This window comes from Staphylococcus sp. GDY8P85P (genome assembly GCF_017892405.1).
GTDB lineage: Bacteria > Bacillota > Bacilli > Staphylococcales > Staphylococcaceae > Staphylococcus > Staphylococcus borealis.
The window spans coordinates 135,985-151,682 of record NZ_JAESLA010000017.1; the positions used below are offsets into that span (position 1 = coordinate 135,985).

Below are 15,698 nucleotides of genomic sequence, written 5' to 3' on the forward strand. Positions count from 1 at the left end.
TGCGAAAGTGAGCGCTTAGGTTTTGAGCAGAATCGAAAAGTGAGCAAAACTGTTCTTCAAGTTTTGTCGAGCTTTGAGTGTTTCTGCCGAAAAACCTGCTCACTGTAGCCCTCTCATCACTCCGGTGAAGTTCTCTATAACTTCACTCGAATGATTCAAAGCCGACTGGTTATTTCGACCAGCCGGCTTTTTTAATATCTATTATTTGTAGAATTGTTCCAATTTTTGTTTTGTTTCTTCAATAAAAGCATTTAATTCTTGTTGTTTTTTCTCATCTTGTAATGCACTTTGACTTGCTTTCATAAATCCGTGGAATAATTCTTGTAATTGTTCACGAGATGCTTTCATTTGTTCAAAATCTACATTTTTAAATTGTTCTAAACGTTTTGTAAATGCATCTTGGTCGACATTCTCTTTTAAGAATGTTTTACCTTCATCTGTAATAGTGTAGATTTTTTTATTGCCTTCTTTAGCAATTGATACAAAGTCTCTATCTTCTAACATTTGTAAAATAGGATAAACTGAACCAGGACTTGGTGAATAGAATCCTTTGAAACGTTCTTCTAAATCTTTAATGATTTGATAACCGTGACGTGATTCTTCTTCTAGCATTTGTAAAATAATAAATTGTAGATTGCCTTTTTTGAAAAATCTATCTCGGCCACCACCACGGCGTCCGAAGCCACCAAACCCTTCAAATCCTTGCGGTCCTTTACTTCCACCAAATTGCTCGAAACGATCCATGCCTTGTCTCATATCTTGCATATGTCTTCTAAACATCATTGAAATCACCTTTACTTTAATTATTATTGGATTATCTTTTCGATATATCGATATAATAAACGATATATCGTTATATGTAAAGCGATATATCGAAATAATTTAAATAAAAATAAATACTATTCCAACAAAGACTGTCAGAATAGTATTCAAAGGGATTAATTATCTTCAAACGCTTCTTTCTCAAGATGTTCTAAACTACCGAATAATGGTTTCCACGCTTCAATTGTAAAATGAGAAACTAAGTCTTGATACCAAAAAGAATCTTTCTCAAGTAACGACATTAACATGTCACGATTTTTAACTTTAATTTTAAATAAGCTTCTTTCACATCTTTGCGGTCAGCAACAGTTGGACTAGAAATGATTAGATGCCCTTGCTTAATCAACTATTTAAATATAAAACGTGTGGAATAACATACTTTTTCCATCTTTTTAAATCCGTGTGTTCAAATTTTACGATATAGTACGCCATTTTATACACCGCTCTAAACATGAATTAATACTTTACCAAATTTACCACCAGTAATGACAGGTATCGTATCACCATATTGATCTTGTAAATAGCGTTTCACACTCGCCAGTTGTTGTTCATCTAGTTCCACTTCAACTTCTTTTAACCATTGAGGTAGTTGCTGCATAACATCATCCAGCGTTTTATCATTATGTTGTGTATGTCGTTCGATTAACGTCTCATACGTGTAATCATTGACATATAATAACTGCAATAAGTAATACATATCTGCTGTCATAGCTTGACTTGTTTCCCCTAGAAATGCCACAACTTCATCAACAATTGAATTCTCTTTAGGACCAGCAATTAAACTAACATAGACATATTTCTGAGCGATATCAATAGCTTTATTAACCGCTTCCCATGTCGTCACTGCCGGGCACATAGACGCAAATACTAAATCATGATGTCCTAATTCTTCCTTTCGAGCATCTTCAAACGATTGATGAATGGTTTCTAGCGTTACACCATAATGGTGGGCATTTTCCTGTAACATCTCATGTAATATAGGTGATGGCTCTAACGCTGTAACGGTTGCGCCTTCTTTAGCGAATGGCACACTAAAGACACCAGAGGCTGCACCGACATCTAATATACTCAAATTGTTAAATGCACCTGTTTGTCTTTCAATCCAATCCATAATACGTTTCGTTCGTTGTTGGCTTTCTTGAGTAAATGACTGCTTATTAAAATGTTGTGCCCACTTTTCAAAGCCAGGTGCAGATGGATCTCCTAAACCTGCACGTTTCATTCTTTTATCTTGTGTATTAGGGTCGTCTTCCCACGCTTTCTCCCAATATTGATTACTAAATATATCTTTCCGCATAAAGAAACTCCCTTGTCTGATAGTTATAGTCTCATCTTACTCCTTCACATATAATCAATAAACTGATTCGCTTTATATTAAAAAAGCTCTCAATCACTCTATAGTATAAAGACAACACGCTAGAGTAATTGAAAGCTTATTATTATTCTATTCTCAATAATACATCTTAAATGTTATAATGTTTCTCCGTTTGATTCGATTACTTTACGATACCAATCAAACGAGTCTTTCTTCGTACGTTCTAATGAACCATGACCTTCATTATCACGATCGACGTGAATTAAGCCGTAGCGTTTTTTCATTTCACCAGTTGTAAATGAAACAATATCAATAATACCCCATGGTGTATAACCCATTAAGTCTACACCATCTTTATCTACTGCATCGATAGCAGCCTTAATATGTTCACGTAAATATTCAATTCGATAATCATCATGGATTTGTCCATTTTCATCAAATTCATCTACAGCGCCAAAGCCATTTTCAACAATAAATAATGGGATTTGGTAACGGTTATATAGGGCATTTAATGTGTAACGTAAACCGACTGGGTCAATCGCCCAACCCCAATCACTCTTCTTAATATAAGGATTATCAACTGAGTTTGGTAAACCACCATTAACAACATTATCTTCTACACTTGATTCATTATCATGTTTTACAACTGTAGACATATAATAACTGAATCCAATGTAATCCACCGTACCCTCACGTAAAATAACGTCATCACCCTCTTGCCAACCAATGTCGAAGCCTTCACGTTCAAACATCTTCGTCGCATAACCTGGGTAATAACCACGAACATGTACATCTGGGAAGAAGAAACGCATACGGCTTGCCACTTCTGCTTCCATAATATCTTCTGGATTACAGCTATAAGGATAAATTGGCACGTGTGAAATCATCGCCCCGATTTCAAAGTCAGGATTGATTGCTTTACCAATTTTAACCGCTTTGGCACTCGCGATTAATTCATTATGCGCCACTTGATACAATACTTCCTCTTTATTATCGTCATCTGATAATGAAACACCAGAATTCGTCCATAAGAAGATTGGGTTATTGATGTCCATTTGGTTGTTTATTTCGTTAAATGTCATCCAATATTTCACTTTATCTTTGTAACGTTTAAATACCGTTTCCGCAAAATGCGCAAAGAAGTCTGCCACTTTACGATTTCTGAAACCACCATATTCACGCGCTAAATGTAATGGCATTTCAAAATGTGAAAGTGTAATCACAGGTTGAATGTTATATTTCAATAATTCATCAAATAAGTCATCATAGAATTGTAAACCTTCTTCATTCGGCTCAACTTCGTCCCCTTGTGGGAATATTCTTGTCCATGCAATTGACGTTCTTAAGCACTTCAAACCCATCTCACTAAACATTTTCACATCGTCTTTATAACGATTATAGAAGTCAATACCTACATGATTGGGATAGTATTTGCCTGGCTCTACATCTTGTGTGATTTCACGTGCTTTACCGTGTGCGCCAGCTGTCATCACATCAATCACACTTAATCCTTTACCACCTTGATCATAACCACCTTCGAATTGATTGGCCGCTAATGCGCCACCCCATAAAAAATCATTTGGTAATTTAGACATATTTAAAACTCCTTTTCCAAATTGTTATTCATACGTTTTTATTTCTTAACAACTGTCATAATCTTATCTTTTACTTTTACATTTTGCGTATCGGCTATAATAACATCTTCAAATTCATCACTATTTGTGATTAATATAGGTGTAATCATGTCATAGCCTTGTTCTTTAATGTAACTTGCATCAAATTTCAATATAGGTTGTCCTGCTTTCACTCTTTCATTTTCAGAAACAAGTAAATAGAAACCTTTACCATTTAACTTAACTGTATCTAAGCCTACGTGCACTAGAAGTTCAACGCCATTTGATGATGTAATACCTATAGCATGTTTACTAACTGCTACCATGCTGATCGTGCCATCAATAGGTGCTTTAATCTCATGACTTTCCGGTTGAATTGCAACGCCTTTACCCATCATTCCTTGAGAGAATATAGGGTCATCAACTTCAGATAAAGGTACAATCAAACCATTTAATGGTGCATAAACATCGCTTTCAAGCTGTTCGTTCGCTATTGTTGTGTCATTGTTAACGTCGTGACCTTCATCAACTTCAACACCTTCCACTTTCTCAGTCACATCTTCACCGTACCCAAGGAATTGAATTAGAATAATAGGTAACACAATGGCAATGATTGAACCAATGATAATACCCCATATAGATGTTGGATTCTGTACATTATAACCATTTACAATTGTGATTGGACCTGGAAGACCAGCATAGGCATAATATTTAGGGTTAAAGAAACTAGCAACTAAGGCACCGATACCACCACTGATACATGCGATAATAAATGGTTTCTTAAATCGCAAGTTAACACCATACATTGAAGGCTCAGTAATACCAAAGATACCCGTAATACCTGCTGATAAAGACACTTTCTTTAACTCTTTATTTCTTGTTTTAAGGAATACACCCATTACAGCACCAAACTGTGCGATAACTGCAATCGTTTGAAATGCTGAGAAAGCATCACTCTTATATTGTTCAAAGTTTGCCAATACCATAGGTGTTACACCCCAGTGAACCCCAAAAATAACGAATACTTGCCAGAATGCACCAATCAATAAACCTGCTAACCATGGTGCGACTGCGACTAACCAGTTAAAGCCCTGTGCAATGCCATGTGCAGCACCAGAGGCTAATGGTCCAATGATTAATAATGTAAGTGGCACCATTATTACAATACTAAAGAATGGTACAAACAATGGTCGTATAACTTCATGAATATATTTATTTAAATATTTTTCAACGTATGAGAGTACCCATACTAAAAGCAATGGCGGTAAGACAGATGACGTATAACTGGTTTCACTTAATGGAATACCAACAAATGTAAATGTCTCGCCACTTCCAATACGTTCGACAATACCTGCCAAGTCCGGGCTAACCAAAGCCGCACAACAAGCTACTGCAATATACGTATTCACTTTGAAATGTTTAGATGCGGTAATGGCTATAAAAATAGGTAAAAATGTAAACGGAGACCATGAAATAAAGTTAAAAACTTCATATGTTCCCGTCTTTTCAAAAGTCGGAACAACGATCTTTGTAATAATTAAAATCCCTTGTAAAATACCTGCTGCGGCCAAGATATAAATAAATGGCGCAAATACTGCTGACATTGTTGCAATAACTCGGTTTAAAATCGTTCCCTTTTCGACATCGTCGTCAGAAGCGTGTTGACTCTCTTCACCAACGAGTCCCTCAAATTCTCTGTAAACACTCGCGACCGCATTACCAATAACGACTTGAAACTGTCCGTTATTTTCAACAACAGTGACCACACCATCAAGTGCTGATACTTTTTTCTTCGCGTCTGGCACAGATCGTTTCAAAACGATGCGTAGTCGCGTTGCGCAATGTGTGTAGTTGACGATATTATCCTCTCCACCTACTGCTTCAAGAATGTCACTCGCCAACCGTTTATCTTTTTCACTCATGACACAACCTCCCAATCAATTAAATAACTTCTACAAAATGCAAACCCTTTCACAACTTATTATAATTATACCGGTACAATTTGTAAATGATTTATTCTTAATTATACCGATACAATTTACAAATCGGTATTAAAATTTGCTATACTATATTTGAATTTCAAATAAAGGGAGTAAAATGATGTTAAAGTACGAACGAATTGCACAAGAAATTACAAATGCTATTTCAAATAACGAGTATAAAGTTGGCGATAAACTTCCTAGTGTAGAACAATTAAAATCTCAATATCAAGTAAGTAAAAGTACCATTATTAAAGCATTAGGCATGCTACAAAAAGATGGCATGATTTACCAAACACAAGGTAGTGGTATTTATGTCCGAAACAAAAACAAATCAGGTTATATTAACTTGTTAAAAACAAAAGGGTTCTCAGACAATCTACAAGGCCATCAAGTCACAAGTAAAGTCTTAACTTTTAAATCTATCACGCCAAATGATGAAGTGAGAGAACATTTACGCTTAACTGACGAAGATACTAACGTTTATTATGTTGAACGTATTCGCTATTTGGACCACAACCCGCTATGTATTGAAACTTCCTACTTCAATCAATCATTAGTAACGCACCTTGACCTTGCCAGTGCAGAGCGTTCAATATTCGACTACCTTCAGTCTCAGCTTAAGATCAATATTGGTTTCTCGGATATCTATTTTTATATCGACTTTCTCTCTGAACAGGAAGCACAGCATTTAAATCTCAATCAAAATGATCCATGTATGCGTCACGATTTGACCTTTTATACCACTAAAGGCATACCTTTCGATTATTCAAATATTGTCTATCATTACAAATATGCCAACTTTTTTATTCCTATAGAAAGCTAAAAAAAGCGTCTCCTGAGATTCAAAATCTCAGGAGACGCTTTAATTAGCTTCTATTTATTTCGCGTCTTCGTAATAACCTAATTCAAGGTCTTTAGACGTTTGACGACGTATTTTTCTCATTAACTCAACATCTTCGATTAATGATTTACCATATGAAGGAATCATTTTTGAAATTTTAGCATTCCATTCACCGATGTGTTCTGGGAAGTTCTTTTCAAGTACTTCTAAAGCTACAGATACTGATGTTGATGCCCCTGGTGATTCACCAAGTAAAGCAATTACTGAATGGTCTTCAGAGTTAACCACTTCTGTACCGAATTGGATAAATCCTTTACCTTCTTTTTCAGTATCTTTAATAACTTGAACACGTTTACCTGCTGTGTATAATTCCCAATCTTCATCACGTGCTTCAGGGTAGAATGTACGTAAGTGGTTCATACAACCTTCTTTAGTCATGATGATTTGATCAAATGAATATTTAATCAACGGTAAGTTTTTAACTGCAGCAGCTAACATTGTTGTAATGTTATATGGTTTGATAGATTTGAATAAATCTAAGTTTGAGCCATTTTTAAGGAACTTAGGTCCAACATTAGCAAATGGTCCAAATAATAACGTACGTTTACCTTCGATGTAACGTGCATCAAGGTGAGGTACTGTCATAGGTGGTGTACCTGGTGGTTCTTTACCATATACTTTCGCATCGTGTGCTTCAATCACTTGTGGATTTGTACATGCTAAGAATTGACCAGTAATTGGGAATCCACCTAAATGTTTACTTTCAGGGATACCTGTTTTTTGTAGTAATGGAATTGCTGCACCACCGGCACCAATAAATACATAGTCAGTAACTTCTTCAAATACGTTACCAGATTTAAGGTCTTTGATTTTAACTTGCCATTTACCATTAGATAAACGTTCAAAATCAAGCACTTGATGACTATATTTAACTTCAACATGCTCGTCTAATTCTAAGTGACGTGCCATTTTACGAGTTAATTCACCGAAGTTTACGTCAGTACCTTCATCGATTTTACTAGCAGCCATTTTGCCGTCATCAACGCGACCTTGCATCATTAATGGAATCCATTTTCTCATTACTTCAATGTCTTCAGTATATTCAATGTTATCGAACATTGGAGATTGTTTCATTGCTTCGTAACGTTTTTTCAAGAATTCTTTATTATTAACGCCTCTAACAAAACTAATGTGTGGAAGAGGATTAATAAATTCTCTAGGGTTCTCAATATGTCCTGATTTCACTAAGTGACCCCAGAATTGTTTTGAGATTTCAAATTCTTCGTTGATTTCTTTTGCTTTTTCAATGTCAATTGAACCATCTGGTTGTTGAACTGTATAGTTCAATTCACAAAGTGCAGCGTGACCAGTACCAGCATTGTGGCGTTCATTAGAACTTTCAAGACCTGGTCGATCCATACGTTCGTAAAGCTTGATATTCCAATTAGGCTCAAGCTCATTTAACATAGAACCAAATGTTGTACTTAAGACACCAGCACCAATTAAAATGACATCTTTTGATTCTGCCATGGTTGTACACCTCTCCAATTTTATTAGTTAACAACTAAAAAGCTATTACTTACTACTCTTTCTCCCTAACCATCAAGTAATATCTTTTTATATTAAGATTGTTAAGCCTTTCATTTCTATGTTAAAACAAATATGGTAAATTGTAAATTGGAGAAACTTAATTAAAAATATTTTTTTATACAAAATCGAATGAATGCACACTAAGTGTTTTTTCTCATCATTAAGCAACTCAAACGATGAGAGGAGGGGAGCGGAACAGAAACAAATTTCGGAAAATTTTATTTCTGTCCTGCTCCCCTTAATTTCCATCATTCTAACTAGACTGATAAATTGAGTTTGCCTTATGATTGCATTTTAGGTTGTAAGAACTTTTCAATATAAAATGCTGACTCTTCAATTGATTTATATTCTGTATTAATGACAGTCGCATTCAATTTCTTAAAGACTTCTTCAGCATAAATCAGTTCTTTCTTGATGCGCTCTAAGTTATTGTAACGAGATTCACTAGACAAGCCTAGTGTCTCAGCACGATTCTTTCGAATATTGGCGATATATTGTGGACTTGCAGTCAAGCCAAACACTTTTAGCCCCTTTTGCTTATACACGTTATCAGGTATTTCAATTTCTGGCACCAATGGTATATTAGCGATTTTGTAGCCTTTATTAGCTAAATACATACTTAATGGCGTCTTAGAAGTTCTTGATACACCTACAATGAGTGCATCCGCTTCGCCAATATCAGTAAAATGCTTGCCATCATCATATTTAACTGAGTATTCAATGGCTTCAATCCGTTTGAAGTATTCATCATTTAATTTACGTAAAGCGCCACTTTCCATTAACGGATGGCTATGTGTCGTCTTTTCAATAATTCCAATTAAATCAGACATATAGTCGACGTAAGGAATATCATGCTCTCGTGCAAATTCATGACCCAGTGCATTAAATGATTCACTCACTAATGTTGTTGCAACAATCGCATGCTGTTCACGCGCCAAATTTAAAATATTTAAGAATTCCTCTTCATCCTTAATATATGGGAATTTCTTAATTTCTACATTATGCAAATTTGGAAACTGCGTTAATGTGGCATGAATCATTCTTTGCGCTGTCTCACCAATGGAATCTGATACAATAAATAACTTTAACATTTGTTCGTTTGAATTCGTTTCTTTCACGTTATTGCTCGCTTTCCTCCGCTTGACTCTGAGCTGTTGCTAAAATTGCACCTGGAACTCGGAATGGTGAGCATGACACGTAGTCTATCGCTAGCTGATTGAAGCGACGAATAGACTTAGCATCTCCGCCTAATTCACCACAAACACCGATTTTAATGTTAGGATTCATTTTCTTAGCTTGTTCAACTGCAATTTCAATCAATTTTCCGACACCATCTCTATCTAACGTTTGGAATGGGTCAAGCTTCAATATATTACTTTCAGTATACACATTTATAAATTTACCTGCATCATCTCTAGAGAAACCATATGTCAATTGTGTTAAATCGTTTGTACCAAAGCTAAAGAAATCACAATGTTGCGCTAACGTATCTGCAATTAGACATGCACGCGGCGTTTCAATCATCGTACCGATTAAATATGGTACGCTGTCCCCTTGTTCTTTCTCTAGTTTATGAATCGTCTCAACAAGTTTGTCTTTAAGTGTAGTAAATTCTTCTACAGTTGAGACGAGTGGAATCATGATTTCAGGTTTACATGTTATACCCTCTTTTTTAAGTTTTAATACGCTTCCCATGATGGCTTCAACTTGCATTTCATATAATTCAGGATACGTGATTGCAAGTCTACAACCACGATGTCCTAACATTGGGTTCACTTCATGTAAGTCAACAATACGTTTATTTAACACGTCTTTAGGAATATTTAATTGTTGTGCTACATGTTCAACATCTTCATCTGAATTAGGTAAAAATTCATGTAATGGTGGATCTAGAAGACGCACAATCGTCGGACGTTCACCCGATAGTCTAAAGATGGCTTCAAAATCTTCTACTTGGTACTTTCGAATATTGTTTAACGCTTCAACACGTTGTTCATAGGATGAAGATAATATGAAGCGACGCATTTCAACTAAACGCTCTGCTCCGAAGAACATATGCTCAGTTCTAACTAAACCAATACCTTTCGAACCGAACTCATAACCCGCTTTAATATCTTGCGGTGTTTCTGCATTCATGCGCACATTTAGTCGTGCAATATCTTCGGACCATGACATAAATTGATTGAATTCTTCACTATGCTCAGCACTAACTGTTTTGATTTCACCAATATAGATATCCCCTTTTGAACCATCTACAGAGATGGTATCGCCTTCGTGAAGTTCTCCGCCTTCGTAATACACCGTTTTAGCCATTGTATTAATTTCCAAATCTGAACATCCTGTCACACAACATTTACCCATACCACGTGCAACGACAGCCGCATGAGATGTCATACCACCATGTGTCGTCACAATTGCTTCACTTGCAATCATACCTTCAATATCTTCTGGAGACGTTTCAGGACGCATTAAGATGACTTTATGTCCTAATGCTGCTTGCACTTTCGCATCCTCAGCTGAAAATACAATTTGTCCTGTCGCTGCACCTGGACTCGCAGGTAAACCAATTTTTGAAATCTCAGTAGCTTCTTTTAACGCTTTGTCATCAAAATTAGGATGTAATAATTGATCTATTGATTTCACATCAACATTTAACATTGCTTCTTCTTTCTTAATCACACCTTCAGCGACTAAATCTACTGCAATTTTAATCGCTGCACGTGCCGTACGTTTACCATTACGCGTTTGTAATAAATAAAGTTTGCCATTTTCAATTGTAAATTCGATGTCTTGCATATCTTTATAATGTTGTTCCAGTTGCTTTGTTACATCTACAAATTCTTGATGTACATCAGGCATTTGGTCATGTAGTGTCGAAATAGCTTTAGGTGTACGAATACCGGCTACAACATCCTCACCTTGCGCATTTAATAAGTACTCACCAAACAATTTATTTTCGCCGCTAACCGGGTTACGTGTAAAGGCAACACCTGTACCACTATTGTCCCCACTATTACCGAAGACCATTTCTTGAATATTTACGGCTGTACCAATGTCATGAGGAATGTCATTTAAATCACGGTATATACGCGCACGATCATTATCCCAAGACTTAAAGACTGCTTCGATTGCTTCTTCTAATTGTTTTAAAGGTTCTTGTGGGAATGGTTTATACACTTCCTCGACATAAATCTCTTTAAATCGTTCACAAATCTCTTGTAAACCTTCAGCTGTAATGGCAGCATCATTCTCAAAGTTATGACGTGCTTTATAATCCTCAAAGTATGTATCAAATGATTGCATTGGCACGTTGTATACCACTTCACCAAACATTTGAAGTAAACGACGATAGCAATCATATGCAAAGCGTGCATCGCCTGTTTTATCAGCTAATTTTTTAACATTATCATCATTTAATCCTAAGTTCAGAATGGTATCCATCATACCAGGCATCGAAATTTTAGCACCACTACGCACAGACACAAGTAATAAATTGGCATCTGATGAGAAACGTTTACCAGTTCTCTCTGAAAATGCAGCAAGATGATCAATTAATTGTGTTTTCACTTCTGTTGATAATGATTTGCCTTGACGTAAATACTCAATACAAGCAGCAGTCGTAATCGTAAAGCCATCAGGTACAGGTAAACCTAATCGTTTCATTTCAGAAAGGTTGGCACCTTTACCACCGAGCAAATCCTTCATCGATTTTTGTCCTTCATCAAAAGCATAAATATATTTAGTCATTATAATGTCACCTCAATTGATTATTATGTCATACTAATTAATATTTAGTATGACATATAATCTATATAAATACAATTAAAAACATCATATTTATGTTAAAGGTTTATAAAAAAGACACAATTAAAGCGTTACATAGACATTTGAATACGTACCCTTATGTCTATTTCACACGTTTTAATTGTGTCATACTATTTATATAGTTATGGATTATTGGATATCATTTTGAAAATAATGTGTTACAAATGTCTTAAATGATGCCGCTACTTCTGTAAAATAATGAGCTTTTTTATATGCCAAACCAATCATGCGGTAACAACGTGCATTATCAATGGGTATCGCTACAATTTGCTCATCAAGTCCCCTTAAAGCTTGCTTAGGCGTAAATGAAACGCCAATATTCATCGCGACTAATTTTAAAATTGCACTCGAATCTTCAACTTCGATTTGATAATTTGGAACAATCCCTTCTTGTTCTAAAATGTAATCTATCCTATCCCTAAAACCATAACCTTCTATTTGACCGATTAATCGTTCGTCTTTAATCTGTTGTAAATTAATAGTGTCATATTGAGCGAATGGATGATCTTTACTAATTGTTAAATAAATGTCATCTTGAATGATAGGTTCCCAAATCACATCTTTATGTTCAATTTTAGATGACGATATTACAAAATCCACGCCATTATTTAATATTAATTGTGTAGCGCGTTCAGACACAGCTTGATACTGTTTCAACTTGATATTCGGATGTAGTGCCACATAGCTTTGAATGAGCGATGGCATTACATGTGGAAAGGTAATAGCAAACGAAACTTGACCACTTTCAACACCGATTAATTCTTTAATGATACGTTCACCTTCATTAAGCTCCCTAACTGCACTATTCACATAATTCAGCATTAATTCACCATAACGATTTAAATAGATTTGTCGTCCTTTTCGATCAAATAATGCTACCCCTAATTCATCCTCAATTGAAGCTATCGCTTTACTTAAGGCCGGTTGTGAAATATTTAATTGCTTAGCCGCTTCAGTCATATTATTCATTTTAGCCACAACTTTAAAATATTTCAGTTTAGTCATTTCCATATCTTACACCTCTTTTCATAACTTAAAGTTATAAAAATATAATTATTATGAATTATACATTATTTATTGCGGGTGCTACCATTAAATCGTAATGGCAATTATTTCAGCTTTGAAAAAGGGGGATCATTATGAGATTAGAAAATAAAGTTGCTTTAATTACTGGTTCTGGTGGTGGCATGGGCTTTGAAACAGCTAAACGTTTCGCCGAAGAAGGTGCAACAGTCATTATTTCAGACCTTAAGGAAGACATCGTTAATCAAGCCGTCGACACATTATCTAAAACGACAGATCAACATGTATATGGTTATGTTCTAGATGTTTCTAAAGAAGCGAGTGTCGAAGCAACCTTTAAACACATTAAACAGGACATTGGTAAATTAGATATTCTTATTAATTGCGCTGGTATTACTGGTGCAGATAAAACGACGGACCAACTCACAGAGGAAGAATGGGATCAAGTATTTGCTGTTGATGTAAAAGGCGTATTCTTCTGTACAAAACATGCGGTGCCTTTATTACGTGACAATGGTGGCGGTTCTATCGTCAACTTCTCATCTATTTTAGGATTAGTTGGTACTGATGAATTAACACCTTATGCAGCAGCAAAAGGTGCTGTAACAAACATGACACGTCAAGATGCCATCAGCTTTGGTAAAGATCATATTCGTGTTAACTCTGTACATCCAGGTACAATTTTAACACCTTTAGTGAAGAAATTAGGAGCTGAAACAGAAGGTGGCTTAGACGCTTATACTGCTAAAATGTCTGAACGTCATCCAATTGGCTATTTAGGTGAACCTATAGATGTCGCAAATGCTGTATTATTCTTAGCAAGTGACGAAGCACGCTTTATTACAGGCGCAGCATTAACGGTCGATGGTGGTTATACAGCGAGATAATCATTACGACCTATAACGCAAAATGTATACACCTCATCAAATGATTCGGTCATTTGATGAGGTGTCTTTTCATTCATTAAATATTCTATTATTTAAAGCCGTTTGCTTTATTATATTTCTCACGCTCTGCATCGCGTAATTCAACACGACGGATTTTACCCGAATTTGTTTTAGGTAGTGACGTTACAAATTCAATTGCACGTGGATATTTATACGGTGCAACTTCATTCTTCGCAAAGGTTTGCAATTCTTTAATTAGTTCATCATTGCCTTGATAGTTATCTTGTAAAATAACGAAAGCTTTAACGATATTACCTCGAATTTCATGAGGACTCGCAACAACAGCACACTCTTTTACTGCTGGGTGATTAGTTAAAGCATCTTCAACTTCAAATGGTCCAATTGTGTAACCTGAACTAATGATAATATCATCTCGGCGACCTTCAAACCAGAAATAGCCATCTTCATCAATATGTGCTAAATCCCCAGTAATATAATAGTCACCTGCTTGAGCTGCTTTTGTACGTTCTTCATCTTTATAATAGCCTTTAAATAAACCTGGGAAATCAAGCGGTAATGCAATATTACCTTTAACATTTGTTTCCACCTGTTGGCCTTCATCATCAACAATCGTAACACGACTGCCCGGAATTTCTTTCCCCATAGACCCTGGTCGTGATGTAGTGTCTTTCAAGAAACCAATCAATAATGTACTTTCAGTTTGACCATAACCATCACGAACTGTTAAATCAAAGTTATTGCGGAATTGTTCTACCACTTCACGATTTAATGGTTCTCCTGCTGATACTGCACTATGTAAGTGGTCTAAATTATAATCTTGTAAATGATCCAATTTCGCCATCATACGATATTCTGTTGGCGTACAACATAAGACGTTAATTTTAAAATCTTGTAATAATTCAAGATAACGTGAAGGGTTGAATTTACCGTTATAAACAAATGCTGTAGCACCTGATCCCATAATGGATAAGAATGGACTCCAAACCCATTTTTGCCAACCTGGCGCAGCAGTTGCCCACACTAAGTCATCTTCTCTAATGCATAACCAGTGTTCTGGCGCCATTTTCATATGTGCATAACCCCAACCATGAGAATGTGTAACAGCTTTAGGATTACCTGTTGTTCCAGACGTATACGATAGAATTGCTAGATCGTCTCTTGATGTACGCGTTATATCAAGTACATCACTTTGAGATGCTTTTTCGTCTTCGATGCTTGTCCAACCCGCTTCATGTCCATCAACAATAAATTTTGTTAATGTGTCATACTCTTTAATACCTTTAAATTCTTCGATGAAATCTGATTTGGCAATCACGGCTTTAATTTCACCATGTGTAATACGGTATTGTAAGTCTTTTGTTCTTAACATTTCCGAACTAGGTATAATCGCGATACCTAATTTTAGAGCAGCAAGATAAAGTTCATATGTCATGATTGCGCGTGGCATCATAATTAATACTTTATCGCCTTTTTGAAGTCCATGATTTAATAATACATGTCCTACTTTATTTGCATTTTTGATTAGTTCTGAATATGTCACTGTAATTGGTTCGTCTACCCCATTTTCATAAATGAGGGCTTTCTTAGATGTATTAGAAGCATGTTTCTCAATTTCAGAAACAATATTGTAAGTCTCTGGTGCCAATAAACTTGAATTATCCATTACTATACTCCCTTTCAGTTCGACCTTATTTATTATCTTATCAAACGCTTTAGTCCGATGAAATCAAAAGCATTTATGTAAACGTTTTAATCCTACGTTAATAAAAGAAAAAGATT

At 35.7% G+C, this 15,698-nt stretch carries 12 protein-coding genes; 2 read left to right on the forward strand and 10 right to left on the reverse strand.

All coding sequences use genetic code 11. From position 1 onward, the window contains the following. Nucleotides 1–201 precede the first annotated feature (201 nt). The 5 genes from KA828_RS04545 to KA828_RS04560 all read right to left on the reverse strand — a co-directional run bounded on the left by KA828_RS04545 (nt 202) and on the right by KA828_RS04560 (nt 5,672). Complete coding sequence (locus KA828_RS04545; RefSeq protein WP_210125511.1) at nt 202–780, reverse strand: PadR family transcriptional regulator; 579 nt, start codon at nt 778–780, stop codon at nt 202–204. A 158-nt stretch (nt 781–938) separates the two neighbouring features. Next, nucleotides 939–1,064 (reverse strand): hypothetical protein, encoded by a 126-nt coding sequence (locus KA828_RS13280; protein WP_267253928.1) that lies wholly within the window; start codon nt 1,062–1,064, stop codon nt 939–941. Nucleotides 1,065–1,267: 203 nt separating this feature from the next. Next, nucleotides 1,268–2,119 carry a class I SAM-dependent methyltransferase gene (locus tag KA828_RS04550; RefSeq protein ID WP_210125512.1) on the reverse strand — a complete coding sequence of 284 codons (852 nt, stop codon included), beginning with the start codon at nt 2,117–2,119 and terminating at the stop codon, nt 1,268–1,270. A 173-nt stretch (nt 2,120–2,292) separates the two neighbouring features. Beyond that, on the reverse strand, nt 2,293–3,732 hold the full coding sequence (locus tag KA828_RS04555) for a 6-phospho-beta-glucosidase (RefSeq protein WP_210125513.1): 1,440 nt from the start codon (nt 3,730–3,732) through the stop codon (nt 2,293–2,295). 38 nt (nt 3,733–3,770) lie between these two features. Beyond that, on the reverse strand, nt 3,771–5,672 hold the full coding sequence (locus KA828_RS04560; protein WP_210125514.1) for a beta-glucoside-specific PTS transporter subunit IIABC: 1,902 nt from the start codon (nt 5,670–5,672) through the stop codon (nt 3,771–3,773). 178 nt (nt 5,673–5,850) lie between these two features. Here KA828_RS04560 and KA828_RS04565 point away from each other — a divergent pair, with 178 nt between their 5' ends. Continuing rightward, on the forward strand, nt 5,851–6,555 hold the full coding sequence (locus KA828_RS04565; protein ID WP_053028904.1) for a GntR family transcriptional regulator: 705 nt from the start codon (nt 5,851–5,853) through the stop codon (nt 6,553–6,555). 54 nt (nt 6,556–6,609) lie between these two features. Here KA828_RS04565 and lqo read toward each other — a convergent pair whose 3' ends face one another. The 4 genes from lqo to KA828_RS04585 all read right to left on the reverse strand — a co-directional run bounded on the left by lqo (nt 6,610) and on the right by KA828_RS04585 (nt 12,999). After that, the gene (lqo, locus tag KA828_RS04570) at nt 6,610–8,103 is read right to left on the reverse strand and encodes an L-lactate dehydrogenase (quinone) (RefSeq protein ID WP_070855240.1); all 1,494 of its coding nucleotides are present in this window, start codon (nt 8,101–8,103) and stop codon (nt 6,610–6,612) included. 341 nt (nt 8,104–8,444) lie between these two features. Further along, nucleotides 8,445–9,281 carry a pyruvate, water dikinase regulatory protein gene (locus KA828_RS04575; protein WP_210125515.1) on the reverse strand — a complete coding sequence of 279 codons (837 nt, stop codon included), beginning with the start codon at nt 9,279–9,281 and terminating at the stop codon, nt 8,445–8,447. A 1-nt stretch (nt 9,282) separates the two neighbouring features. Continuing rightward, entirely contained in the window at nt 9,283–11,910 is a 2,628-nt protein-coding gene (ppdK, locus tag KA828_RS04580; RefSeq protein WP_210125516.1) for a pyruvate, phosphate dikinase, read from the reverse strand. A 207-nt stretch (nt 11,911–12,117) separates the two neighbouring features. Continuing rightward, nucleotides 12,118–12,999: a LysR family transcriptional regulator gene (locus KA828_RS04585; RefSeq protein WP_210125517.1), complete on the reverse strand. Its 882-nt coding sequence runs from the start codon at nt 12,997–12,999 to the stop codon at nt 12,118–12,120. A gap of 128 nt (nt 13,000–13,127) precedes the next feature. On the opposite strand from KA828_RS04585, the gene KA828_RS04590 reads away from it, so the two are divergent. Beyond that, the gene (locus tag KA828_RS04590; RefSeq protein WP_156304889.1) at nt 13,128–13,898 is read left to right on the forward strand and encodes an SDR family NAD(P)-dependent oxidoreductase; all 771 of its coding nucleotides are present in this window, start codon (nt 13,128–13,130) and stop codon (nt 13,896–13,898) included. Between the two features lie 88 nt (nt 13,899–13,986). Here the strand turns inward: KA828_RS04590 and mbcS are convergent, their stop codons facing one another. Continuing rightward, on the reverse strand, nt 13,987–15,582 hold the full coding sequence (gene mbcS / locus KA828_RS04595; protein ID WP_193838899.1) for an acyl-CoA synthetase MbcS: 1,596 nt from the start codon (nt 15,580–15,582) through the stop codon (nt 13,987–13,989). Nucleotides 15,583–15,698 lie beyond the last annotated feature (116 nt).